Origin of the sequence: Paenibacillus taichungensis, assembly GCF_013359905.1 — a bacterium.
Lineage (GTDB): Bacteria > Bacillota > Bacilli > Paenibacillales > Paenibacillaceae > Paenibacillus > Paenibacillus taichungensis.
Window position 1 is genome coordinate 165,605 of record NZ_JABMCC010000121.1, and the last position, 24,678, is coordinate 190,282.

Sequence of the window (24,678 nt, forward strand, 5' to 3'; positions counted from 1 at the left end):
ATATTAGTTAAAACATGAGTTCGTCCATATTCTAACACACCAAAATCTCACATAGTCATAACAATTTGTAAAAACGAACTCGACTTTTGTAAAAATGAGTCCTTTGTCATGCTCCATAGAACAAATTTTGATACTTTCTAACATCAGATGTTGATTTCACGTCATTTCTGCTCATGAAAAAAGCCATCTCTTATGAGATGACTTTGGCCCGAATCCGATTGACAGCATGGAATACCGAGGATTTGATCATGCCTTCACTGCGGTTGACGAGCTGGGCGGTTTCCTTGATGCTGTACCCGTGAATCACGCGTAATTCAAGAATTTTGCGATGCTCTGTATTGTTAATGATCGACACAAGATCGTTAACACCTTCAGTGATCTCCAATTCGGATGTATCACAGTGATACGTCTGCATCTCCAACTTACTGTCCCGCTTCAGTGTACGGGTCCGCTTGCGGAATGTATCCATGGCAAGGTTGCGGGCAATTCTTTTGAGGTAGTAGAGAAGCCGCTCTTCCGGAATATCTGCCGCTACATTCATCATTCGGATGAAGCACTCCTGCGTGAGATCCTCTGCATCCTGTTGATTTTTGACGATCTGAGATAGATACCGTGTCACTTCTGATTTATAGTTTACATAAGCATCATGAATGGTTGTTTTGTTCACGTGATGTTTTCCCCTTTGGATACCGATCTGACTTTGTCCGGTCTGGTTTGTTCTCTGTGTTCCAAGTATATCGGGATGATGTTTCCAAAGACGCCAGACTTGTATCCGAGTTGTAACATTTCCGGTGAACCTCTGTTCAATCCTGGAGCAGAGATACAAAATATAAGGCAGATGAAATTCATAGAGCAAGGAGATTAAGATTCATCATGAGACCGAAACAGATTTTGATTATTGAAGACGAAGAGTCCATTCGCGACATCCTGTCCTATTCTTTGCGCAAGGAAGGATTTGAGATGATTGAAGCAGCAACAGGCAGAGAGGGCTTGGATCTGCTCAGAGAGTCCAGACCAGACTTGATCCTGCTCGACCTGATGCTGCCTGATATGAGCGGGTTCGATGTATGCAGACAACTTTCCGTGAATTCGAAGATTCCCGTAATTATGATTACGGCGAAGTCCGATATGCTGGACAAGGTGCTCGGCATGGAGCTGGGGGCGGATGATTATATTACCAAGCCATTCGACATTCGTGAGGTAATTGTGCGCATTCGGGCCATTTTCCGCCGGATTGATCTAATCAGCGAGACGCTGGAGAATCAGTCTTATGAAGTGGTACGGCTTGGTAGACATATTGAGATACGCAAGGATGAGCGTGAAGTCTGGAAAGATGGGGAACGCGCTGGACTGACCAATAAGGAGTATGATCTGCTCTTATATTTGGTCAACCATCACCGCAAAGTACATACAAGGTCCGAGTTACTGGATAAAGTGTGGGGATTTGATTTTCCCGGAGATACCCGGACGGTAGACATTCATATTCAGCGCATCCGCAAGAAGCTGGATAGTGGGGAGCAGGGGATTTCACTTATCGAGACGGTCTTCGGCGTAGGTTACAAACTGAATATTCAGGTGCATACATGAAGTGGACGATCCAGTTCAAAATGGTCGTTCTTTTCTCGGTCATCGTATTTATCGGTTTTTCAGCCTTGCTCATTATTTCGAATAAAGTGGGTGAGGAGAACATGTACAGGGAAGTGCAGGAGGACATGGTGCAATCCAAAAAAAACCTGGATATCGCGCTCAATCAATACTTCCTGATTCATAACAAACGGATTAGTGAGGACTCCCTGGGAACAGGGAATCGAGACCTCGCAGAACAGATCGGCTCCGCAGTAGGCGGCAAGGTCGTGGTCTATCGGTCTGATGGCACTCCCTTTAGCAGCACGGGTGCGAAGGCGAAGCTGGCTGCTGCTCAAACCTCTGATCTACAGGCTGCCATGAAATCAAAGATCGCCTATACAACCGTGGTGGACAAAGGCAGAGTAACAGGAAATCTGTCTTTCCCTGTGCTGTCGGAGGGGAGCATCCTTGGCATTATCCAGCTGGAAAGGGATTATACGGATCTGTTCAAACGGCATCTGCGATTTCAGAACACCATCAAGGGCTTTGCAGCCGTCATTTTTGTGTTTGTTTTCATTGGATCTGTCTTTATTTCACGCCAGATTACGAAGCCGATTCGTGTGTTGACAAAACGTTCAGCCGAAGTTGCTCAAGGCAGCCTGAATGCAGACATCCACATCTCCACGAAAGATGAGATTGGAGAGCTGGCTTCCAGCTTTACGGTCATGATTGCTCGGGTAAAGGAGCAGATTGACGTGATTGAGAGAGAACGGGATGAGGTCAAGCATTTACAGGCACGCAACAAGGTTTTTTTTGACAATGTGACGCATGAATTAAAGACACCGCTGACCACGATACTGGGGTATGCCCAGATTTTGCGGGATAATGGATTTACGGATCAAGCGTTCTTTGATAAAGGGTTGAAATATATTATCAACGAAAGCCAACGCCTCAACGTCATGGTTGCGGATATCCTGGAAGTGACCGTATCGTCCACACCGATTCAGACCTTTCGTTTTGAGCGGGTGAATGTATCCAATATTATTCGGGAAGCCTGCGAAGACATGTCCATCAAGGCGGGCAAGTACAATATTGGCATTCGCTATGAGCTGGAAGAAATGCTGTATGTCCAGGGGGACTGGAATAAGCTCAAGGAAGTTTTTTTGAATGTGCTGGATAACTCGGTCAAATACGGGAATGTGAATTCCATCATTCAGGTCCAATCATTTCGGCTGGGGGAATCAGTAGCTATACTGATTCGTGATGAAGGAGAAGGCATTCCGGAGGAAGCGCTGAAGCATGTATTTGAACCCTTTTACCGGGATAACGGGATGAACAGGACAGAGAAGGGAAGCGCTGGGCTGGGCTTGTCAATTGTGAAAAACACGGTGGAGCAGCATGGGGGAACGGTGGAGATGAAGAGTATATTAAACAAGGGAACACAGGTGAATATCAGTCTGCCTGGAGAATCGGACGTATGAAGAAACGAGGATTTTGGAGCAGATATCGCGATATGCTTATGTTATCCGGTTTGCTGATTGTATTTGTCGGAGGTATCTTTGGCATTGGTAGCCTGTTCAGCATTGGACATGGGAAGCCCAGAACCGTCATTCTGCCGGATAAACAGTTCAACAGCCGCCTCACCCCGCCGCCAAGCAGCACCATTCAGATTGAGTCGGCTACCAAGCTGCCCAATGACTTTGCCATTTATGATTTTGAGGTAGCAGATCCCAACACGGTCATATTGAATCGGCCGGATCGTTCCTATACCGGGATCAAGCTGTCGCAGCTGCATATGGATGATAACATCTTGAAGGACATCGCCACGAATACAGAGTATGGCATTACCTTGAGTCCGGATCAGAGCAAGCTGATTTACTCCCAATACCGATCGAGTCAGGCGCAGAAGACAACCTATGAATATGACTTGAAAACAGGAGAACATCATAAGCTGAAGAATGACAACTCCTATTCACGTGTCTTTGTAGGTAATGAATCCTACATCGGATATGATGACCTGGTGTTCAACATGGTGGATCTGGATACAGGAAAGAAACATGAATTGTACAGTTATGATGAGTTAGTTGCCAAGGTTGCGCAGGTGAGTAACATTTCAAGTCCGGATGATACCCTGATTATGCTGGATTCATATGAGATTAGCCGGGATCTATCACGGGTGTATGTGCTGGTCAAACTGAAAGAAAATTACGCCGTCTATAGCTTCTCTCTGAACGACAAAAATGATATCACCGCATACACCCCTGCCCAGGATATACAGCAGTTTAAGGTATTGAAGAATGGGGACATGCTGATTCAGGGCATGATCAACAACGAACAGGGATTGTATAGATATCGAGCTGATACCAAGAAGTTTGAGCTGCTGGTGAAAGGGCCCATCTGGAGCTTCGATCTGGATGAGGAGGAGTCCCGCATTGCCTATTTTTTGACACTCGAAGGACAGAAGAACGAGGTGCACATTGCCTATCTGAATGACCGCAAGCTGGGGTCCGATACGGTTATCTACCGGAATATCGATTACTTTATCAAGTTGAAATGGAATGACAGCAATCTCTTTGTGGTCGGGAGCTCCATGGAAAAAAGCGAGTTATACCGGTTTAGCTTCCGTGCTTGGTAAAGATGTGAATATGAAAGCTCAGAAATTAGGCCCTATGGAATCAAGTCGCTATGTTAAGGACTGAACCCATAGGGCCTTTTTGTGATTTGAACATTTTGCATAAATCCAAAGAAGGCCTTTCAATCCAATGCAGCTAAAGGCTGATTTTACAAATTGGATACAAGTCCAGATTGGACCGATACATCTGATGGCTATAATTACCTCTATTACATCGATGAGAGGAAGCCGGATTCATGCTGCGAGTAGAACAGGTGTCACACACATTCCGCAATACACAAGGGACTGTTCCCGTGTTGCAGGACATTAACATATCCGTGGGTAAGGGTGAGATGGTTGCACTGCTGGGAAGCTCCGGTTCAGGCAAATCGACGTTATTGCATCTGATGGCAGGTCTGATGAAGCCAGACACAGGCAAGATCCTTATAGCAGATCAGGATATTGTGCGTATGAGTGAGAACCGACTGGCGGAATTCCGCCGGACACATATTGGCTTTATTTTTCAGGCGTATGAGCTGCTGGCGAACCTGACAATTCGGGAAAATGTAGAGCTGCCGCTCGTGTTTCAGGGCATTCGCCCATCACGGCGTAAGCAAAAGGCGATGCACCTGCTGGAACAGGTTGGCCTTGTCGGCAAGTCCGAATTATTCCCTTCCCAGCTATCGGGAGGGCAGCAGCAGCGCGTCAGCATTGCGCGTTCACTGATTACGGAGCCGTCCGTCATATTCGCGGACGAGCCTACCGGGAACCTCGATACCCGAACGGAGGAAGAGATCATTTCCATTTTGCAACAGCTGAATCGGGAGATGCATACAACATTCGTTATTGTCACGCATGAGGCTGAAGTGGCGGAGCAGATGCAGGTTGTCATTACATTGCAGGACGGATGCTTGGTGGAGAGTAGCCAGTCCAAGGCAGTAGAGCAAGGAGAGCGGTTGTGAGAGTTCTGGATGTGTTGCGAATGTCATGGGGACAGATTGTGCGCAGGAAGGTGGTAACTCTACTGTGCATGATTGGCCTGTCCATCGGCTGTGCGGCCATGATTATTGCATTAAGCGTGGGGCAGTCGGTACAGGTCTATGGTGAGAAAACGTTAAATGAGAATTACAAAATGGATGAGATTACGGTATCACCCAATGAGGGAATCGGTTCGGGCGGAAGTAATGGGCAGACGTCCACCTTCGAACGAGGAGCGCTAACGGCTCGAAAAATCGATATTATTGCCAGCCTTCCGCATGTTGTCGCCGTTGCTCCGATGCTGAAGCTGGATATGCTGGAGATGGCTACATTGGATGGCAAAAGCTCCAATGTGGAAGTCATCGGTACAGAGCTTGGGTCATTGAGCCGTTTCGGCTACCGTTTTGACAAAGGCGGGGCATCGGAGATTAGCGGAGCCGCTATTGTGAATTACGGTGCAACCTTCGGACTTGTGGACGCCGAGGTGATCCGCGAACTGAACAACAAGCTCATGGAGGATTCGTTTAATGACGAGTTTCTACAGCAGTACATGGCATTGATGTCTACCCAAGCCGAGCTGTTTCAGGCACAGTTTAACCTGAAATATCAGGACATGAATGATTCCGCCAAAGCCAAAACAAGCTCTCCTTTGCGAGTGACGGGGGTACTGAAGGTGCCTGGCGGCATGAGTGAGAACAATGCCATGTATGACAAAAAGGTCTACGTTTCCCTCGAAACCGCCCGGATGCTCGCGGAACAGTTCCAGAGCAGTCAGGCACAGGCCGCGGCAGCAGGACGGTTGAATTCGGCGCTCGTGAAGGTAGAGGACAAGAAGTATGTGGCACAAGTGCAGGAGCAGATTCAGAAGCTGATGCTAATGACAGACAGCAATCTGTATCAGGAGCAGGCGATGAAGGAACAGCTTGGCATGTACCAGAAGGCCGCTATGGGCATAGGGATATTCGTCATGCTGCTGGCTTCGCTGTCCATTATTGTTGCGATGATCATGTCCACGCATCAGCGCCGCAAACAGATTGGCGTCATGAAGGTGCTAGGAGCCAATCTGTGGCAGATCAGGCAGATGTTCATTACTGAAGCTGCTGTACTTGGAGTGTTGGGTGGCATTGTTGGCGTCTTCATCGCTTACGGAGCCATTCAGGGGGTAAATGGACTACTCCAAGGACAAATCTCGATGGAGGCAAGCACACCTCTCCAAGTGGTTATTGAGACGTCGACCCTACCTGCTGGTATAGCGTTTGCGGTGTTGACCGGAGTACTCTCGGGAATCTATCCGGCGATTAGCGCCTCGCGTACAAATGCGTTGCAGGTGATAAAATCGGCATAAATAAAGCAGAGATATAGGGGAAGCACAGTTTAGGGATTGAACAGACAGATTCAATGAAGGGACATACGGCAATGAAGAACTCGGCAATAAACAAATGGATAAAGAGAATTATCATGATCGGACTGCTCGCAGGCGCTGGATACTTTCTGTACCAGCAATATAAACCGGTTCCCGAAGCGCCCATCGAGGCCCCGCAGCCCATTACATTTGAAGTCACACAGGAGACAATCACGCAGGAAATTCAGGTTAAAGGCAAGTCGGCTTATGCCAAACAGACGGATGTGTATGCTCCCTTTGCCGCGAAAATAAAGCAGTGGAATGTGGAGAACGGGGAGCCCATTCACAAGGGAACCGTCATGTTCTCGCTTGATTCGAAAGCATTGCAGACGGAAGTGCAGCAGTTGGAGACCGATATTGAGAAATCGAGGCTGGAAGCTCAATTGAATGAGATTGGTCTTACTCAGGGAGAGGGCCCCGAGCAATTAGGGGTTACTGAAGATGAACGGAAGAAAGCCTTCGCCGAGCGGGAAACCAAGCGACTGACCAACGAAATGAACAAGGAATCCATCGCTGTAAAGGAGCAGGAGGTTCAGGCTAAGAAAGCGGTCATTGGTTTATCTACCGTGTACGCACCGGTATCCGGTGTGTTTTTGATGAACGATACGGAGACCAAGACACGTATGGTGGGTGAAGGTCAGTATGTAGGTACCATTGTGGACACGGGCAAACTACAATTTGTGGCGACCATTAGCGAGCAGGAGCTATTCAAAATCCAAACAGGCATGCCTGTAAGTGTACATATGACGGGAAATAAGGAGGTTCCGTTAACCGGAAAGGTCAGCAAAATCTCCAAGTTTGCCAAAAAGGGAACGGAAACAGATCTGAAGCAACCTTCCCAATTCGATATTGTCATTGATCTGAAGCCAAACGCCAAGCTGATCGGTGGATTAAGTCTGGAAGGCAAGATTGAAACGCTACGCAAGGAGAAAGCGACGGTCGTTCCCACGCTGGCGGTCATGCGAGATCAGGATACGGCATATGTGATGCTGGATCAGGGCAACGGGCAATATGTACAGCAGACGATTCAAACAGGCATCGAGACAGATGACAAGACTGAAGTATTGAATGGCTTGAAACCAGGAGATATTGTTGTGCTTCCATAAAAAAATAGCATGAGAATATGCTATGTCAATTAGCTCATCACGGGAGAAAAGCCCGCGATGAGCCTTGTTTATGGCTTGGGGAGGCACAACTCAGAATTCCTGCCTGATTTATGGAATTAAATATAATAATTTTTAATAAATTCAATTTACAGTAATATTTACATGGGTTATAATCGATTCATAAGGAGGTGGACACGCGATGTGAGGTTTGTATCGAGAGTAAGCCTTTTTTTAAATCTCTAAAAGTAAGCGCTTACTTCATTTAAGTCTGAGCAATGCCTTGAAAGCCGTTCACCAAAGATCACCCGCACACACCTACAGATGTTATTCCCCTTGCTTTGTCACTTAACCTCAGTGTAAGACACCATTTCTGATTCTTGTTTCACACCTTATTGTTGTTGACCTGGCTTGACCCAACTGAACTACATTCATGGAGGTGAAGTTCCTACAGCTCATCCATACGTTCTCTACCGTGCATAGCATCTTGCCGACACAGAGGATCAGACATGAGTATATACCCAATCCAAGTACAGGAAAGGTGGAACCCTAATGACAAGATCGAAAACCTTATCGAAAGGCGGAAAGGTGCTTCGCAGAAGTGTAAAACAAATGCTGGCAGCAACGCTGCTCGCGGCGGGAATCTTCCCGGGCATGGCTCCAGGAGTGAGTCAGGCGGCTGAAGCGCATGTGGATAATCCTTTTGTCGGAGCTACAGCGTATTTAAACCAGGATTATTCCGCTCTCGTGGATACGTCCATTGCTCTCACCAGTGATGCTTCATTAAAAGCCAAAATGGAAACGGTCAAATCCTATCCAACGGCAGTCTGGATCGACCGTATTGCCGCCATTAATGGTGGAACAGACAATGCCGGACGCAAAAGTGTGGAGCAGCATCTGGATGCCGCCTTGGCACAAAAGAAGGCAGGTACTCCAATTACCGCTTCTTTCGTTATCTACAACTTGCCTGGGCGGGATTGTCATGCGCTTGCATCCAATGGTGAACTTCCACTAACACAGGCGGCACTGCAGACGTATGAAAATGATTATATCAATGTAATCGCCGATATTTTTGCAAAGCCCAAGTATCAGGACATTCGTATCATCGCCATTATTGAGCCGGACAGTCTGCCCAATCTGGTAACTAATCTCAGTACACCAGCTTGTGCCCAGGCGAGTTCAACAGGCATCTATGAAGCTGGCGTGAAATACGCCTTGGAAAAGCTGCATGCCATTCCGAATGTGTACAACTACCTGGATATTGGTCACTCCGGCTGGCTTGGTTGGGATAACAACCGTACAGGCGCAATCTCGCTGTATACCAGCGTTGTCCAAGGAACAGCAGCAGGTCTGAGCAGCGCGGATGGCTTCATTACGAACACGGCGAACAGCACACCGCTGAATGAACCGAATCTGCCTAATCCGGATCTGAACATCGGCGGACAACCGATCAAGTCTTCCAAGTTTTATGAGTGGAATCCTTACTTCGACGAAACCGATTTCACTGCGGCACTGTATAGCGGATTTGTACAAGCTGGCTGGCCAGCCAGCACAGGCTTCCTTATTGATACCAGCCGTAATGGATGGGGCGGGGTGAACCGTCCAACGTCTGCTACAGGCAGTGATATTAACACGTACGTGAATTCCGGGCGTGTGGATAAGCGTGATCACCGGGGGAACTGGTGTAATAACAGTGGAGCAGGTATAGGTGAAGCACCTAAAGCAGCACCAGGACCAGCCCATCTGGATGCCTATGTATGGGTCAAACCTCCAGGGGAGTCTGATGGCTCCAGCTCGGAAATTCCGAACAACGAAGGCAAAGGTTTCGACCGGATGTGTGATCCAACGTTTACAACTCGTGATGGTGTATTGACGGGTGCGCTACCTAATGCACCAGTGTCAGGTCACTGGTTCCATGACCAATTCGTCATGTTGGTGCAAAACTCATTCCCTGTTCTTCCTGCCAGCAATGGTGGAGGGGGTGGAACGACAGCTCCAGCGGCTCCGGCAACACTGTCTGCGACAGCAGGTAACGCACAGGTTTCCCTGAGCTGGACAGCCTCCACAGATGCGAACAGTTATAACGTGAAGCGGGCGTTGAGTGCATCGGGTCCATTCACTACGGTTGCTGCGGGCGTGACCGGCACATCGTATGCCAACACAGGTCTGACCAATGGAACAACCTATTATTATGTAGTTAGTGCCGTGAACGCTGCGGGTGAGAGTGTGAATTCGGCAGTACAAAGTGCTGTGCCGGTTGCAGGCGTAACCGCTCCTGCCGCACCAACAGCTCTGACAGCTACGGCAGGTAATGCGCAAATCAGCTTGTCCTGGGCGGCTTCGCCAGGAGCAATAGGTTATAACGTGAAACGGGCGTTGAGTGCATCAGGTCCATTCACTATGGTTGCTGCCAATGTGAGCGGCACATCTTACATCAATACGGGTCTGACCAATGGAACGACCTATCATTATGTGGTTAGTGCCGTGAACGCTGCCGGGGAAAGTGTCAATTCTGCCACAGCTTCTGCAACACCACAAAGTGTAGTTGTTCCGACCAGTGATCTGGTTCTGCAATATCGTGCGGGAGATACCAACGCGGCAGATAACCAAATCAAACCGTATTTCAACATCAAAAACGTAGGTAACACGGCTGTAAATCTGAGTGATCTGAAAATCCGTTATTACTTCTCCAAAGAAGGTACCGCAGCGATGGACTCTGCAATTGACTGGGCTCAGGTCGGTGGTGATAACATCCAGCGCACGTTCACCGATTCCTATGTGGAGCTGAGCTTTACTTCTGGAGCAGGTGCGATCCAGGCAGGCGGACAGTCGGGGGATATCCAGCTCCGCATGTACAAAACGGACTGGAGCAACTTTGATGAAACGAATGATTATTCCTACGATCCAACCAAAACATCCTATCAGGACTGGAACAAGGTGACCCTCTACAAAGGCGGTACCCTGGTCTGGGGCATTGAGCCTTAAAAGGAGCGAATACGTAACAGGGACGTTTCCCAGTCATGAACATGACTGGGAAACGTCCCTTTTTTCAATTTTTACGAATGGAGTGTATCTTATTTCGTGAAATGGAGCTGCTGCAGTGTTTTAACGAATCGTATACACGTTATTACCAGGTTTTCGCCCTGTGTTCATTCTGTTTTCGCTGGTTTTTACCAGATAACGTACCGGAGTTCGTTAGTTTTTCTAATGCCAGCTAATCTTCGGAATAAGGTGTGCTCGTTTCAATAGAGTCCTGAACAACACTGAATATTGATCGTTTTGGACGGATATTTGCCTATGTCACAGCAGGTGGGATGTCTATAATAATACCCGATGGGCAGGATGAAGCTGCTCTGATGGAGAGAGATTGGAAGGGGGACAGAGTCAAAGAAGTCTGTTCAGGAGAGTTATTCATTTATATTATTGTAAGCGCATTCAGTTAAATTTGAAGGATATGAACGTCTGTATGGATTGACGGATGTCGCCTCGATCCAAGCACAGCCATAAGCATCACCCATTCTGTCTCAAGGAGAGTGAAGGTCGATGAAATCCAAAATAACAGCGCCGATACATAAGGGATCGGTTTCAGGTATGCACTCCAATCGCAGGAAGGTGCGTATGCCACTTGCAGCCAAAATGCTGTCTTCGGCACTAAGCGTTGCTTTGCTCGTTGCGGGAACAGCGGGTGCGAGCGGAGCAGCAGCTTCCAGTGAGAACAGCGCGGCAGAGGCCAGCGTGCAGTCACATAAGGGGGGGAGTTCTTTGAAAGACATTCAGCTTGAGTATCTTGATCGCGGTCTGGTTGCGGCGTCTACTTCCGAGGGTGTTTTTCTCAGTTGGAGGTTGCTTGGTGACGAGGCTACAGGGTATAGCGATAAAGGTCTGACAGGCACGGATTTCAACGTATATCGTGATGGCAAGAAGATTGCTACGGTCACCGACAGCACCAACTATGTTGATGCCTCAGGCAAATCGTCGTCCCGTTATGAAGTGGCAGCAGTAAGCAATAAGGGCAAGGAGAGCAAACGCAGTGCAACTGTCAAACCTTGGGCGAACGGCTACGTCGATATTCCTTTGCAAAAACCGGTCGATGGTGTGACGCCAGTGGGAGAAGCCTACTCGTATTCTGCGAATGACATGAGTGTGGGTGATGTGGATGGGGACGGTCAGTATGAGTTTTTTGTAAAATGGGACCCTTCTAATTCCAAGGATGTCTCGCAAAAAGGCTACACCGGTAAAACTTACGTGGATTGTTACACGCTGGACGGACAATTGTTGTACCGGATCGATCTCGGGGTTAACATCCGTTCGGGTGCTCATTATACACAAATGCTCGTTTATGATTTTGACGGGGATGGTAAGGCTGAGTTGATGTTCAAGACCGCACCGGGAACCAAGATTATCAATTATAACAAAAAAGGAAAGGTCACTTCCGAGAAATACATCACCCTTCCGAAGCAGGATCGCAAGGCAGGATACTCCAACGAAGATGATTACCGTTTAAGTGCAGATGGTTACTATGATCATGTCGTGGATATGTTCAAAAACTGGCATAAACATGAAGAGGTCGTGAAGGGCAACTGGCCTGCTACATTGGAGGAAGCTTTTGGGATTGAGAAAAAGTATAGTTATCCATTGTCTCAGAAGGATGCTGAGAGGTTGGCCGATTACTTCATCGATGTGTATGCACCAAGCCGCAGTGACAAGAATGAGCTGCGCAAGTTCGAAGGTTTTATCGTGGATGGACCTGAGTATGTAACGGTGTTCGAAGGAGAGTCAGGCAAAGAGCTGGAGACCATTCCTTATGAACCGGGACGGCAGGATGATGGGTTGATGTGGGGCGATTACGCAATGGCGCGTATTGAAACAGCGAACCGGGTAGATCGTTTCCTGGCAGGCGTGGCATATCTGGATGGAAAGAAACCGTCTGCGATCTTTGCACGCGGATACTACACACGTTCGACCATGGTGGCCTACAACTGGGATGGCAAAAAGCTCAAACGTGAATGGAAAGTCGACAGTGGCTGGACACCGATGAAGAACCCGTTCAATGACGGTCCGCATGGTGTGGACGGTACAGATCCGGTGTATGGCTCAATTACAACGCAAGGCGCACATTATTTCAGTGTCGCTGATGTGGATGGAGACGGTAAACAGGAGATTGTTTACGGCTCCGCCACGATTGATCATGATGGCAGTGTGCTGTATAGCTCCAAGGACCTGATGCCTGCGGAAAGTGCTGCTCCGGGAACGATTGCACGTCTGGGCCATGGGGATGCGCTTCATGTAGCGGATATCGATCCGGATCGTCCAGGGCTGGAGATCTTCATGGTGCATGAGGGTGGCCCTTGGGCGCCATATGGATATTCCCTGCGGGATGCGAAGACCGGGGAAGTGATCTATGGCGGGTATACGGGCAAAGATACCGGACGCGGCATGATCGGTGATGTGGACCCGACTCGCCGCGGCTTGGAGACATGGGCTGTGGGACTGTGGACAGCCAGCGGTGAGAAAATAAGCGATAAAGCTCCTGGCACGAATATGAATATACGCTGGGCCGGCGATATGACAACTCAGATTGTGGACGGTGCCATCGATGTCACACCTACGATTAAAGATTGGAATCGAGGCACGCTGCTGACCGCGACCGGAACGTTGACTAACAATTATACCAAAGGTACGCCATCTCTCGTTGCGGATATCTTCGGGGATTGGCGGGAAGAGATGCTGGTGAGAACTGAGGACAGCTCGGCGATCCGCATCTACCTGAGCACCGAGAAGACTGACCGAAAACTGTACACGCTGATGCACGATGCGATGTATCGTGTCGGCATTGCTGGACAGAACAGTGGATACAATCAGCCGTCCTACCCATCCTTCTACATGGCATCGGATATCGATTGGTCGAAAGTTACGCTGCCCAAGTTCCACACGCCCAAGTCGGGTAAGGGTGAAAAGTGAGAAGTAATAGGCGATAGGTTTTCAAAAGTACTATTTCTTTATAGGAAGTGTTTACTATTGTATTAAAGTGAAGCTCTGGAGTAACCTCAGTGCGTTTAGCGTACGGGAGGTTACCCGGAGTTTTTTGATATGGCTAAACGAAGCAACATACGGCTTCATCCTTCCAAATGTGATATGGATGCAAAATCTTGAATGGTGTACTTCCCGTTTCCATAAATCAATGTGGTGATGGAGCATTCGGGAATCAACTGACTTTGCATCGCGATAAAATCAGGATGCCAGACGTTAAGTTCATGCTCTGGGAATGTGTTTACGAGAAAATCTGTAATTAACCCTCCATGAGTAACGAGAACGATATAGCTGTCTGGTGGCTCTACACTCGTCAATTCCGTTATTAAAAAGGCCAAACGTTCGCCTGCTTGCTTAGAGGAATCACCTACGGATGGGAGATAGTCTGGATCACTTGTGCATCGGTCCCACATCGCGATGAATTCTTCAAAGGTTTGTTCAGGCAGGTCACCCCAGTTGGCGCGTTCCCGCAGACGCGAGTTTTCAGTCACTGTAATGTTTGTTTGGAGAGCAATATGCGCCGCAGTGTCGATCGCTCTTTGAAGTGGGCTTGTAATGATTTTGGTGACAGGTACGTTAGCTAAATGAAGTGCTGTTGATTTAGCTTGTACTACTCCCTCGGATGTGATGGGAACATCACCGATGCACTTTTCTTTTAATGCATGCCTCACCAAAAAAAATGTAGTTTTCATAGTCTCAAGACCTCCTGGCTATAGATTGGATGAAAATAAAATAAATTAGAATAATATCTAATTATATTATTATCTAATTTAAAATCGCAATGTTTTTTCTTTTGCACGGGTGAAATACATCACCCAGACTTGCTACAATGGAGAAAAGTGAGGATCGTTGCAGCAACGGAGGTGCAGGCATTGGAAGCAAAACATTGGACAGGCAGTCTGTTTCAGGAGAAACTGCGTACTGAGGACTATGGACCGCGTTTCTACGCGTATTATTACAAGCAATGGGACAACTACCAGATGTCCTATCATGATCATGATTCCACGGAGATCATGTACATTATTTCGGGAATGTGCCGGGTCGATGTACAGATGCAGGATGGCAGCTCGGAACAGGCAGTATTGAAAAAAGGGCAGTTCATTCTGCTGGACGCGGGGGTTCCACACCGTCTGCTGGTGAAGGATGGCGTACCGTGCCGCATGCTCAATGTGGAATTTGGAGTTGCCCGTTCGGAGCCAGGGCATCCATCCATTCGCCAGCTCGCGCTGGAAGAGGAAGAAGTCCATGCTTTTCTATCCCATGCCTCGCCTTATCTGGTTTTGCCTGACCCGGAAGAGGTGTACCACATTATGAAAAGCCTGGTGCTGGAGCTGGATCAGCGTGGACTGATGGAGCAGGGACGATCTTCTGCACCCATGCGGATCATTCCGCCGGAGGAACGCTCGCATCATCGCGAAGCCCGTGATCTGAAGTCGCCTGAGCAAGGTACGCTGGTACGCACGTTGTTTATCCAACTGCTGGTTCGGGTCGCAAGACTACGCGGGGAAATCAACCGAAGTGCGCTGGATCAGACAGAGCTGTACGTAAAACGGACGATTGAATTTATGCATCACAATATGGATCGCAATATTAAAATGAAGGATATCGCAGCAGCGGTGAATCTGCATCCAGGCTATTTGCACCGTATTTTTCGCCAGCAGACGAAGCGCACGCCTACCGATTATCTCACGATGCTCCGAATGGAAAAGGCGAAGATGCTGCTGCAGCAGACCAATATTCCAATCTCTGAAATTTCCGATTACGTGGGCGTGGGGAGCAGACAATATTTTCATATGTTATTCAAGAAATATACAGGCCGAACTCCGGTTGAATGTCGTTCTTCAATGGAACGACATGTCAGTCATTATCCCGCTGAAGAATAAATCGTGCAGTTTATCTGGAAAGTACGGCGGTTGAAGCAAAAGTGAGGATTTTTGACAACCTCGCTGCGAAGAGGTCATGATTTTGATAACGCTTCCTTACAACCCGTTGCTACAATGATTTCATGAAGTGAGATCATTAACCGGGGCGAATATACTCGGATTACGGGAGGAACTGTGCATGTCGTTTAAAGTGGCATTTATCGGGGCGGGCAGTATCGGATTTACACGGGGGTTGCTGCGGGATTTGCTCGCGGTACCGGAATTCAACAATATTGAGATAGCGTTCTGTGATATCAATCAGCACAATCTGGACATGGTTACCGAGCTGTGTCAGCGCGATATTCGCGAGAATGGACTGAATATTCAGATTCAGCCGACAACAGACCGGAGAGAAGCGCTCAAGGATGCGAAGTATGTGCTGTGTACAATCCGTGTGGGCGGGTTGGAAGCTTTTGCAACCGATGTAGATATTCCGCTCAAATATGGGGTAGATCAATGTGTCGGCGATACATTGTGTGCAGGTGGGATTATGTATGGACAGCGTGGAATTGCCGAAATGCTCGACATCTGTAAAGATATTCGTGAACAGAGCACACCGGATGTGCTGCTCCTCAATTATTCCAACCCGATGGCTATGCTGACATGGGCCTGCAACAAGTATGGCGGTGTTCGCACGATTGGACTATGTCACGGGGTACAGCATGGGCATCACCAGATTGCGGAAGCGTTTGGACTGAAAATGAATGAAGTGGATATCGTATGTGCCGGAATTAATCATCAGACCTGGTACATCAAAGCATCCCATGAAGGTAAAGACCTTACGGGTGATTTGCTCGAAGCCTTCGAGAAACATCCAGAGTATAGCCGTACCGAGAAAGTGCGGATTGATATGCTGCGCCGATTTGGTTATTACAGTACGGAATCGAATGGTCACCTTAGCGAATATGTGCCTTGGTATCGCAAACGTCCGGAAGAGATCAAGGACTGGATTGATCTGGACAGCTGGATTAACGGCGAGACGGGCGGGTATCTGCGTGTATGTACAGAGGGAAGAAATTGGTTTGAGACTGATTTCCCGAATTGGATGAAGGATGAGCCAATGCAATTTGCCCCGGAAAAACGAGGCGGAGAACATGGTTCCTACATTATAGAAGGGCTGGAAACGGGACGCGTATACCGCGGACACTTCAATACCGTCAATAACGGTGTGATCTCCAACCTGCCTGATGATGCGATCATCGAAGCACCGGGATATGTGGACCGTAACGGCATTTCGATGCCACATGTAGGCGACCTGCCACTCGGCCCGGCTGCCGTGTGTAATGTGAGCATTTCCGTACAACGACTTGCGGTGGAAGCTGCGGTACATGGTGACGACAAACTATTGCGTCAGGCGTTCATGATGGACCCACTCGTGGGTGCCGTATGTAATCCAAAAGAAATCTGGCAAATGGTCGACGAGATGCTGGTCGCCCAAGCCGAATGGTTGCCACAATATGGTGATGCGATTGCCGCGGCAGAAGCAAGACTTGCTGCAGGCAACCTGATTCCAACGAAGGAATATGAAGGTGCTGCACGTCTCAAAGTGAAAACCGTTGAGGAGATGCAGCAGGATCGCGATGCCGCCAACAAAAATGCGGGCGAATCGGATAAAGGGAAAGATCGCGAGAAAGTGCAGCAATAGAACAAAATGAGTAGGGCCTCTCCAAAATTGGAGGGGCCTTGTTTGGGTCTATTTTTTTTCGACACCACGGATTACGAAGGCAAAAGAGGTATCACCCAAGGAAACCTGCGAATTTTTTGGGGAAGACCAGCCGACAAAGGCTCCATAATAATGAGTACCTTTTTCCTGTGCAAACTGGAATGATCCTTCTCGCAAAGAGATGGGACGTGCCTCCCCGTTCACATATTCAACCAGAGTGAACTCGTTAGGTGGTACATCCGTACTCAAGTGAATAGATATGTTCTCGCCCACCAAAACCGAGACAGGTACTTTACCTTCAAGCAATTCCACATCACCCGCATAGTCAGCACACATACCTCCCCAGCAATAACTGCCCTGTATAGCAGGAATAGAGATGCCGCTTTCGCTCTGGATAGTTGGCGTAGGCAGTTCTTGAGGTAAGTTGGACTCCACTTCCTGAGCGTTCTCCTCTAGTGAACCCACTTCGGTTTCCTTTGTATTGGGCGATGGGAAAGAGGGAGGTTCGTTTGTGCCGTTGCTTGGAGTAGGATTACAGCCGGATAATATCAGCAAAGTTGTAAGGAACACGAGTGAAGCCAACGTTCTCACAGTAATGAAGATTTTTATTTTATCCACCTCCCTAATATCTTCCAGACGAAGAACAAGAGAAGAATGTTGCTCATTGTCATAAGCTTGTACAGAACTGAAGACGCCTCAGGAACCTGGGGAGTGGGATATATCGGTGCGTAAGAAGCTGGTAGAGCCTATGAAAGTGAAAGCAGCTTTTTCACAAATTGTTGACAATTAAGCTGGTTCTAAGATAAGGAAAAGGTAAGAGGCTCGACTCTTCTCCTATGCTATGTTATTATAAGACTCTGATAACGTGGTAACGAACTAAAGCGTTTGGGTTTTGGTTATAGACATGGAGGGGTTAGAGAGATGAGAAAACAAGCGATATTTCTATTATTGATCAGCATATGCATGATTGTTGTTGCGGGATGTTCCAGCTCGGGAAGCAAAGATGATAATGCCATTATTGTTGGGATAGATGATAAATTTGCTCCAATGGGCTTCCGGGATGACAAGAATGAAATTGTTGGTTTTGATATTGATTATGCCAGAGCGGCAGCGGAGAAAATGGGTAAAGAAATTACGTTCCAGCCCATTGATTGGTCTTCCAAAGAATCGGAGCTGAACAGCGGCCGAATCGACCTGATCTGGAACGGGTACACGATTACGGATGAGCGGAAAGATAAAGTGCTGTTCACGAAGCCGTATCTGGAGAACAGCCAGGTTGCAGTCACACTCGCGGACTCACCGATTACGAAGCTGGATGAACTGGATGGCAAAAATGTAGGATTGCAGGCCTTGTCCTCTGCGGCAGATGCACTCGCGGCAAGTCCTCTGAAGGATAAAGTGAATGCTTCCGAATTCCCGGACAATGTACTGGCCCTTACCGATCTCAAGACGAAACGTTTGGATGCTGTCATCATCGACGAAGTGGTCGCGAGATATTACATGTCCAAGGAAGAGGGAACGTTCAAACTGCTGGATGAATCCCTTGCTCCGGAACAATACGGCATTGGTGTGAAAAAAGGCAATGAAGAACTGCTGAATCAGCTGCAAAAAGTGTTGGATGAGCTGAATGCCGATGGCACAGCAGCCGAGATTTCCACCAAATGGTTTGGTGAAGATGAAGTTTTGAAATAGGATCAGGCCACTTGCCTGACATATGTAGTAAACAACATGACCCCGGATTCCAAAAAGGAGCAAGTCTCCTGCGGAATGCGGGGTTAACAGATTAGAGGAGCCGATTGCGATGAGCTGGGAGTATTTATTGGGCATCATGAAGCCCATGCTTGAAGGGGCACAGACCACGATCTTTTTATTTTTGTTGGCCATTATAGTGTCAGTACCACTTGGATTTGGAGTAACCTTATTGATGAAAAGCCGATTCAAGCCGTTGGCATGGATCGCTCATACGTACGTATATGTGATGCGGGGAACGCCGCTGATGCTTCAGCTGTTGTTCTTTTGCTTCGGTCTGCCGCTGCTTCCAGGCGTAGGGGAGTATCTTGTATTTGACCGTTTCACGGCGGCAGCACTAGCTTTTATTTTGAATTATGGTGCCTATTTTGCCGAGATTTTCAGAGGTGGATTGCTCTCGATTGATAAAGGACAACATGAAGCTGCACAGGTACTGGGCCTAAGCAAATGGCAGACAATGACGAAAGTCATCATCCCGCAGATGATCCGGGTTGTACTGCCTGCGACGGCGAACGAGTCCATTACGTTAATTAAAGATACGGCGTTGCTGTATGCAGTTGCTGTACCCGAGTTGCTGCATTATGCGCAGGCCGCAGTAAACCGGGATTTCCGTCTGACACCGTTTCTGATTGCAGGTATTATTTATTTGTTGCTGACCATGGTACTCACCTTGTTCTTCAAGGCACTGGAGAAACGTTATACATTTGAGTAAACGCGCACGGAACAGAAGTTAATGAAGTTATCCAATCTCATCAATTAAAGGACTGTCTGCATATGACACATATTATAGAAGTGAATCAATTAAGAAAATCATTCGGTACACTTGATGTGCTGAAGCAGGTATCGTTCAACGTGGAGCCTGGTGAAGTCATTGCCGTAATCGGGCCTTCCGGTTCGGGTAAAAGTACGATGCTGCGCAGCCTGATTCATCTTGAGGATATTTCGGGTGGCACCATTCGTATCCAAGGCCAGGCGCTGGCTGAGAACGGATCGTATGCAGGTGCCGCGGATATTCGGAAGATCACGGATCGCATGGGCATGGTCTTTCAGCACTTCAACCTGTTTCCGCATTTGACGGTACAGGCGAATTTGGAACTGGCACCGAAGACGTTGAAAAAAGAAAGCTCAGCGATCATCCGGCAGCGCAGTTTGGAATTCCTCGGTAAAGTAGGGCTGTCTGACAAGGCGGATGCTTATCCCGCTAACCTGTCCGGTGGACAGAAACAGCGCGTAGCGATTGCACGCGCACTGATGATGCAACCCGAAATTCTGCTGTTCGACGAGCCGACCTCGGCACTCGATCCCGAGCTGACCGGAGAAGTGCTGCGTGTCATCAAGCAGCTGGCACAGGAGAATATGACGATGATGATCGTCACCCATGAGATGAGCTTTGCCCGCGATGTCGCTGACCGCGTCTTCTTCATGGATAACGGCGAAATCGCCGAGGCGGGTCCGCCGGAGCAGATCTTTGGCAATGCCAAGCTGGAGCGCACGCGCACGTTCTTGCAGCGGGTGGAAGTGGAAGGGTAAGCAAACATAGAAATTTTTATAATACGTGATGTTACATCCAAATGTAGCATCACGTATTTTTTTGACTAAGTTTCATTCAAGAGATGTAACCGTCAAATAGCCAATTTCCTTCTGGGGAACGGACAAAAGAGAACTCATATGCGATATTTCCTTCCGAACCCTTTGTCGTGATGTATTTGGCTATGAACAGCATGAAGTGGTCCGCATCCTTTTGGTCATAACCTCTAAATTCGAATTCATCCCACTGTATGCCTTTAAGGAAATCGACTTCATAGGAGTGGCCTGCATTATAAATAATCATGGTACTGCTGTTTTTGGAAATAACTACATTGGGGGAAGATACCGACTCAATATACGCAATATCACCAGACTCCATGGCATCGATCAGTTTAAACGTCATGTTTAGAGTTTCTCTTAAATTGTTTCTGAGCTCCTCGCTATGTACGTTCTCTTGAAGTTGAATGATCTGTTCCTGAAGACGAGCGTTTTCTTCACGTAGTTCCTTGATAGTTTGGATATTTTCCTCATGAAGCTCTACCGACTTCAAAGCATCGGACGATTTATCCGTTTCACTACAACCCGTCATCAGAAAAGTAAGCGACAATAGAAAAGGCGCAAATTTATACATAATAAACCTCCTTATCCTTAAAATAGAATATCATAATTCCTGTGTTCTTAAATGCTTCGTGTTTCCGGACAAATAAGTAAATAAATATAATAAAATCGGAATATTTACAAATAATGGAGCATGTTTTTCCAGTTAATCAAGTATAATAAGACTACTTAATAAACAGGGAGGATTTACCTTTGAATCAACGTCACAATGATGTGGACCGTTATTATAGCGATCCGCTTCCGCCACCACCTTATGTAGTACCAAAAACCAATAGCAAGTCTATTGCAGCTCTTGTCTTGGGGATTTTGTCGCTCACCATACCATACTTGGGATTTTTTATTGGTATCGTAGCTATCATATTTGCGTCGCTGGCACTGAAAGAACTCAGAATTCGTATGGAACAAGGGAAAGGTTTGGCCATTGCGGGTCTCGTCTGTGGAATTATTGGGACGGCTCTCTATGCTATTCTCATTATACTTGTCCTGCTATTTACAGTTGTGGTAAGTACCAATGTTACTTCTACATACTAAGTGTTTGAGCAGTTTACTACCTCTTTTTCTTCATGATCAAAAAAAGCAAGGCCGTGTATAAGCAAACACCCGCTGTTGTTGTGGCGGGGACGTTGCTTGTAACACGCCTTGCTTTTTATTTTTCCATCCCTACACGCGAAGCACTGCCTCACTATTTACTTCTTCTACCTCATTTGTGCGATGCATCATGAAATAGGTAAAGGTAGCTGCCAGACCAATCACCGCAAAGATACACAGAATTCCGATCTGATCCCATGCCACATTGAACTGTCCACTCGAAATAACAGCTTTATACCCGGTTACCGAATAAGTCATCGGCAGCCATGGATTGAAACCTTTCAGCCAATTCGGAATGAGCTCCAACGGGAACGTACCTGCACTGGTGGTCAATTGGAAGATTAACATGAGGATCGCCAGGAAGCGGCCGGGATTCTCCAACCAAGTAACCAGAGCCTGAATGATGTACATGAAGGTCAGGCTGGTAACGAAACTGAATAAAAGGAACAAAGGCACGCTTTGAACTTCCAGTCCCAAGCCAGACAAGACAAGCCAGGAAGCGAGCAGGGACTGCACGGCACTCATGATCGTGAAAGCCAGCGTTCTGCTCACAAAACGATTCCAGCCACTCGCATCGGTAACCGAGCTGCTGCGAGTTGGTACAACCAGCGTTGCAATCAATGCCCCGACAAACAGTCCCAATGACAGGAAGTATGGCGAAAATCCTGTACCATAGTTGGGCACTTCATTGTGTTTATGTTCATCCACCTGAACAGGCTCTGCATACATCGTTACGAGCTCATCCGTCTTTTTCACACTACCTGTTTGATCGGCGGCATCATTCAGTTTGGTGGCTAGCTCACCAGAGCCGTCGCTCAACTTGGCAGTACCTTCTTTTAAATCTCCTGCGCCGTTATCCAGCTTGCGGGAACCGTCGGCAATGGTGGTGATCCCATCTGAAAGTTGGTTCAACCCATCAACCAGTTTTCCTGCACCTGCGTTTAATTGACTCGAACCCTCTGAAAGTTTGGCTCCGCCAGCGGCAGCTTCAGACAACTTGGCGTTGAACTGCTGCAGGCCAGTCGCAAGCTGCACCTGTCCAGCGGATAATTGCGTTGCTCCTTCCAGAAGCTGCTGCTCACCCTGCACTAACTGGCTGCTGCCTTGATGCAGCTGCTGTTGAGCAGCTTGCAGGTTTTGGCTGCCCTCAAGCAATTGCTGTCCACCTTGATATACCTGTTCGCTACCAGCGGCAACAGCCTGGCTTGCTGCCAGCAACTGTTGTACAGCCGGGTTAGCAGCTAACTCTGGACTGGCTTCAGCTAATTGGGCAAGACCTTGCGCAACGGCCTTGGCACCTTCACTTACTTTGCCACTGCCTCCGACTGAAGTCTGCAATCCAGCGGTCAGCTTGGCACTGCCTTCCTCGGTTGCAGCCAGTCCAGCATCCAATTTTGCGACTCCTTCCTGAGCAGATTGAATCCCAGCCTGTAACTTTTTGCCGCCAGCTTCAGCCTGTGCTGCTCCGTCACCAAGCTTCGTACCTGCTACCGCCAATTGGGACAAACCCTTGGAAAGGGAGCCGGCTCCTGTATGAAGCTCATCAATACCCTGAGCTAAGGTGTTCGTGCCTTCTTTTAACGGGGTAATGCCTGTTTCGAGTTTGTTGGTTCCATCGGCCAGTTTGGATAGGTTCTCTTTCAGCTTGGAGGCACCTTCATCCAGCTTAACCGCACCCTCGTTGATCTGACCTGCGCCGTCTCCGGCATCTGCCAAACCGCTAGAGATTTTCTCTACCTGATCCAGCAGGGTTTCCGTATATGATTCCGTCACTTTCGCAGAGACTTTAGATCTGATCTGTTTGACCGCTGTCCCGCCAATCTGACCCGCAAGGAAGTTGTATCCTTCATTGGGTTCATAGATAAGCTCTGCCGGTTGTGGGTGGTCATCCATCAGAGTGGTTGCTTTCTCGGAAAAATCCTCCGGAATAACAATCGTCATGTAAAATGTGTTGTCTTCCATGCCTTGCTCGGCTTCTTCTCGGGTCACAAATTGCCAGTTGAAGTCATCACTTTTTTTCAATTCATCGACCAGATTCTGTCCGACTTCCAGCGAATTGTCATTGTAGGTTGCCCCCTGATCCGTGTTGACCACGGCAACAGGCAGTTCATTCATTTTGCCATAAGGGTCCCAGAACGCATTGAGGAACAGACCGCTATACAGTACCGGAATGAACAGCACCACGAGAATCGGAATAAATACTTTTGGTTTCTTGAAGGCAGATTTCAAATCCTGCCCAAATACAGTGAATGATTTCATCATGTTCTCTCCCCATCATTACGCTACTCTGTTGCTATATCTATCTCTAATTGATAAAGGATTCATATTTACATCTTTCTTTATGTAGGGGATAATCCACTTTTGAGAAAGAGGCCCACGAAATCCTTGATCTGATCCTTGTGCAGCGAAGGATGCGCTTTGTTCCAATCAGAAGTTAAGGTGACATACAGCTTCAGCAGGACAAAAGAGACCAGTCTGGGATCGTCCTCCCGAATCTGCTCTAGTTCCATAGCGCGCTGAACTTGACGTTCTAAATATTCGAGAATGGCTGTCTCTACTTTCTGCAAACCCTCTTTCGCCTGAGGCGTGCCGAACTCGTTCACCTCCTGAAACAGCTTGATTAACAACTCATGTTCCTCTCTATACTCCAGCAAAGCGTCCATGCTCTGGTGTACGTTCTCAAGAAATGGTTTGTCGTCCTGCACAGTTTGCTCTGTAATCCGCTTCATATCAGTAATGATCGAGTGGAGGATCTCTCCGAACAGTTCTTCCTTGTTCTCGAAAAAAGTATAGATCGTACCTTTGCCCACATTAGCCAGTCTTGCAACTTGCTCCATTGTAGTGGCTTTGTATCCAAACAACGCGAACGATTTCTCAGCAGAGTCCATGACCTGCTGCCTTCGATCGATAGTTTTCATGGC

The 24,678-nt window shown here is 47.8% G+C and carries 20 protein-coding genes; 14 read left to right on the forward strand and 6 right to left on the reverse strand.

Annotated elements, in window-relative coordinates; all coding sequences use genetic code 11:
• Nucleotides 1-190: 190 nt before the first annotated feature.
• Nucleotides 191-667: a sigma-70 family RNA polymerase sigma factor gene (locus HP548_RS28455; protein ID WP_175383543.1), complete on the reverse strand. Its 477-nt coding sequence runs from the start codon at nt 665-667 to the stop codon at nt 191-193.
• Between the two features lie 206 nt (nt 668-873).
• Between HP548_RS28455 and HP548_RS28460 the strand changes: the two genes are divergently transcribed.
• The 8 genes from HP548_RS28460 to HP548_RS28495 all read left to right on the forward strand — a co-directional run bounded on the left by HP548_RS28460 (nt 874) and on the right by HP548_RS28495 (nt 13,621).
• On the forward strand, nt 874-1,587 hold the full coding sequence (locus HP548_RS28460) for a response regulator transcription factor (protein WP_175383544.1): 714 nt from the start codon (nt 874-876) through the stop codon (nt 1,585-1,587).
• A complete protein-coding gene (locus HP548_RS28465) occupies nt 1,584-3,047 on the forward strand; it encodes a sensor histidine kinase (RefSeq protein ID WP_076290300.1) in 1,464 nt (487 codons plus the stop codon). Before HP548_RS28460 ends, HP548_RS28465 begins: the two co-directional genes overlap by 4 nt.
• A complete protein-coding gene (locus HP548_RS28470; RefSeq protein ID WP_076290299.1) occupies nt 3,044-4,201 on the forward strand; it encodes a hypothetical protein in 1,158 nt (385 codons plus the stop codon). Before HP548_RS28465 ends, HP548_RS28470 begins: the two co-directional genes overlap by 4 nt.
• Before the next feature lie 233 nt (nt 4,202-4,434).
• Nucleotides 4,435-5,139, forward strand: a complete 705-nt coding sequence (locus HP548_RS28475; protein ID WP_175383545.1) for an ABC transporter ATP-binding protein — start codon at nt 4,435-4,437, stop codon at nt 5,137-5,139.
• The gene (locus HP548_RS28480; protein ID WP_175383546.1) at nt 5,136-6,500 is read left to right on the forward strand and encodes an FtsX-like permease family protein; all 1,365 of its coding nucleotides are present in this window, start codon (nt 5,136-5,138) and stop codon (nt 6,498-6,500) included. Before HP548_RS28475 ends, HP548_RS28480 begins: the two co-directional genes overlap by 4 nt.
• 53 nt (nt 6,501-6,553) lie before the next feature.
• The gene (locus HP548_RS28485; RefSeq protein WP_175383547.1) at nt 6,554-7,663 is read left to right on the forward strand and encodes an efflux RND transporter periplasmic adaptor subunit; all 1,110 of its coding nucleotides are present in this window, start codon (nt 6,554-6,556) and stop codon (nt 7,661-7,663) included.
• 549 nt (nt 7,664-8,212) lie between these two features.
• Nucleotides 8,213-10,645 carry a glycoside hydrolase family 6 protein gene (locus HP548_RS28490; protein WP_175383548.1) on the forward strand — a complete coding sequence of 811 codons (2,433 nt, stop codon included), beginning with the start codon at nt 8,213-8,215 and terminating at the stop codon, nt 10,643-10,645.
• A 633-nt stretch (nt 10,646-11,278) separates the two neighbouring features.
• On the forward strand, nt 11,279-13,621 hold the full coding sequence (locus HP548_RS28495) for a rhamnogalacturonan lyase (RefSeq protein WP_175384000.1): 2,343 nt from the start codon (nt 11,279-11,281) through the stop codon (nt 13,619-13,621).
• Nucleotides 13,622-13,776: 155 nt separating this feature from the next.
• Here HP548_RS28495 and HP548_RS28500 read toward each other — a convergent pair whose 3' ends face one another.
• Nucleotides 13,777-14,382, reverse strand: coding sequence for a histidine phosphatase family protein (locus tag HP548_RS28500; protein ID WP_175383549.1), 606 nt, complete (start codon nt 14,380-14,382; stop codon nt 13,777-13,779).
• Nucleotides 14,383-14,562: 180 nt separating this feature from the next.
• Between HP548_RS28500 and HP548_RS28505 the strand changes: the two genes are divergently transcribed.
• Nucleotides 14,563-15,573: an AraC family transcriptional regulator gene (locus HP548_RS28505; RefSeq protein ID WP_175383550.1), complete on the forward strand. Its 1,011-nt coding sequence runs from the start codon at nt 14,563-14,565 to the stop codon at nt 15,571-15,573.
• A 178-nt stretch (nt 15,574-15,751) separates the two neighbouring features.
• Nucleotides 15,752-17,257, forward strand: coding sequence for an alpha-glucosidase/alpha-galactosidase (gene melA / locus HP548_RS28510; RefSeq protein ID WP_099855558.1), 1,506 nt, complete (start codon nt 15,752-15,754; stop codon nt 17,255-17,257).
• A gap of 48 nt (nt 17,258-17,305) precedes the next feature.
• Here melA and HP548_RS28515 read toward each other — a convergent pair whose 3' ends face one another.
• Nucleotides 17,306-17,866, reverse strand: a complete 561-nt coding sequence (locus HP548_RS28515; RefSeq protein ID WP_125477262.1) for a hypothetical protein — start codon at nt 17,864-17,866, stop codon at nt 17,306-17,308.
• A gap of 330 nt (nt 17,867-18,196) precedes the next feature.
• On the opposite strand from HP548_RS28515, the gene HP548_RS28520 reads away from it, so the two are divergent.
• The 3 genes from HP548_RS28520 to HP548_RS28530 all read left to right on the forward strand — a co-directional run bounded on the left by HP548_RS28520 (nt 18,197) and on the right by HP548_RS28530 (nt 20,554).
• A complete protein-coding gene (locus HP548_RS28520; protein ID WP_175383552.1) occupies nt 18,197-18,967 on the forward strand; it encodes an amino acid ABC transporter substrate-binding protein in 771 nt (256 codons plus the stop codon).
• A 109-nt stretch (nt 18,968-19,076) separates the two neighbouring features.
• Nucleotides 19,077-19,736 carry an amino acid ABC transporter permease gene (locus HP548_RS28525; protein WP_076290291.1) on the forward strand — a complete coding sequence of 220 codons (660 nt, stop codon included), beginning with the start codon at nt 19,077-19,079 and terminating at the stop codon, nt 19,734-19,736.
• Between the two features lie 62 nt (nt 19,737-19,798).
• Nucleotides 19,799-20,554, forward strand: a complete 756-nt coding sequence (locus tag HP548_RS28530) for an amino acid ABC transporter ATP-binding protein (protein ID WP_175383553.1) — start codon at nt 19,799-19,801, stop codon at nt 20,552-20,554.
• 76 nt (nt 20,555-20,630) lie between these two features.
• Here the strand turns inward: HP548_RS28530 and HP548_RS28535 are convergent, their stop codons facing one another.
• Nucleotides 20,631-21,182 (reverse strand): mediator of RNA polymerase II transcription subunit 4, encoded by a 552-nt coding sequence (locus HP548_RS28535; protein WP_175383554.1) that lies wholly within the window; start codon nt 21,180-21,182, stop codon nt 20,631-20,633.
• 179 nt (nt 21,183-21,361) lie between these two features.
• Here HP548_RS28535 and HP548_RS28540 point away from each other — a divergent pair, with 179 nt between their 5' ends.
• A complete protein-coding gene (locus tag HP548_RS28540) occupies nt 21,362-21,700 on the forward strand; it encodes a DUF4190 domain-containing protein (RefSeq protein WP_175383555.1) in 339 nt (112 codons plus the stop codon).
• A 129-nt stretch (nt 21,701-21,829) separates the two neighbouring features.
• Here the strand turns inward: HP548_RS28540 and HP548_RS28545 are convergent, their stop codons facing one another.
• The gene (locus tag HP548_RS28545; RefSeq protein WP_175383556.1) at nt 21,830-24,016 is read right to left on the reverse strand and encodes a YhgE/Pip family protein; all 2,187 of its coding nucleotides are present in this window, start codon (nt 24,014-24,016) and stop codon (nt 21,830-21,832) included.
• 80 nt (nt 24,017-24,096) lie between these two features.
• Nucleotides 24,097-24,675 (reverse strand): TetR/AcrR family transcriptional regulator, encoded by a 579-nt coding sequence (locus HP548_RS28550; RefSeq protein ID WP_175383557.1) that lies wholly within the window; start codon nt 24,673-24,675, stop codon nt 24,097-24,099.
• Nucleotides 24,676-24,678 lie beyond the last annotated feature (3 nt).

Coding starts and splice junctions, on each gene's coding strand:
- HP548_RS28525 (WP_076290291.1), top strand. CDS start 19,077: ATGAGCTGGGAGTATTTATTGGGCATCATGAAGCCCATGCTTGAAGGG.
- melA (WP_099855558.1), top strand. CDS start 15,752: ATGTCGTTTAAAGTGGCATTTATCGGGGCGGGCAGTATCGGATTTACA.
- HP548_RS28545 (WP_175383556.1), bottom strand. CDS start 24,016: ATGAAATCATTCACTGTATTTGGGCAGGATTTGAAATCTGCCTTCAAG.
- HP548_RS28530 (WP_175383553.1), top strand. CDS start 19,799: ATGACACATATTATAGAAGTGAATCAATTAAGAAAATCATTCGGTACA.
- HP548_RS28460 (WP_175383544.1), top strand. CDS start 874: ATGAGACCGAAACAGATTTTGATTATTGAAGACGAAGAGTCCATTCGC.
- HP548_RS28500 (WP_175383549.1), bottom strand. CDS start 14,382: ATGAAAACTACATTTTTTTTGGTGAGGCATGCATTAAAAGAAAAGTGC.
- HP548_RS28490 (WP_175383548.1), top strand. CDS start 8,213: ATGACAAGATCGAAAACCTTATCGAAAGGCGGAAAGGTGCTTCGCAGA.
- HP548_RS28475 (WP_175383545.1), top strand. CDS start 4,435: ATGCTGCGAGTAGAACAGGTGTCACACACATTCCGCAATACACAAGGG.
- HP548_RS28470 (WP_076290299.1), top strand. CDS start 3,044: ATGAAGAAACGAGGATTTTGGAGCAGATATCGCGATATGCTTATGTTA.
- HP548_RS28495 (WP_175384000.1), top strand. CDS start 11,279: ATGCCACTTGCAGCCAAAATGCTGTCTTCGGCACTAAGCGTTGCTTTG.
- HP548_RS28550 (WP_175383557.1), bottom strand. CDS start 24,675: ATGAAAACTATCGATCGAAGGCAGCAGGTCATGGACTCTGCTGAGAAA.
- HP548_RS28465 (WP_076290300.1), top strand. CDS start 1,584: ATGAAGTGGACGATCCAGTTCAAAATGGTCGTTCTTTTCTCGGTCATC.
- HP548_RS28485 (WP_175383547.1), top strand. CDS start 6,554: ATGAAGGGACATACGGCAATGAAGAACTCGGCAATAAACAAATGGATA.
- HP548_RS28535 (WP_175383554.1), bottom strand. CDS start 21,182: ATGTATAAATTTGCGCCTTTTCTATTGTCGCTTACTTTTCTGATGACG.
- HP548_RS28520 (WP_175383552.1), top strand. CDS start 18,197: ATGAGAAAACAAGCGATATTTCTATTATTGATCAGCATATGCATGATT.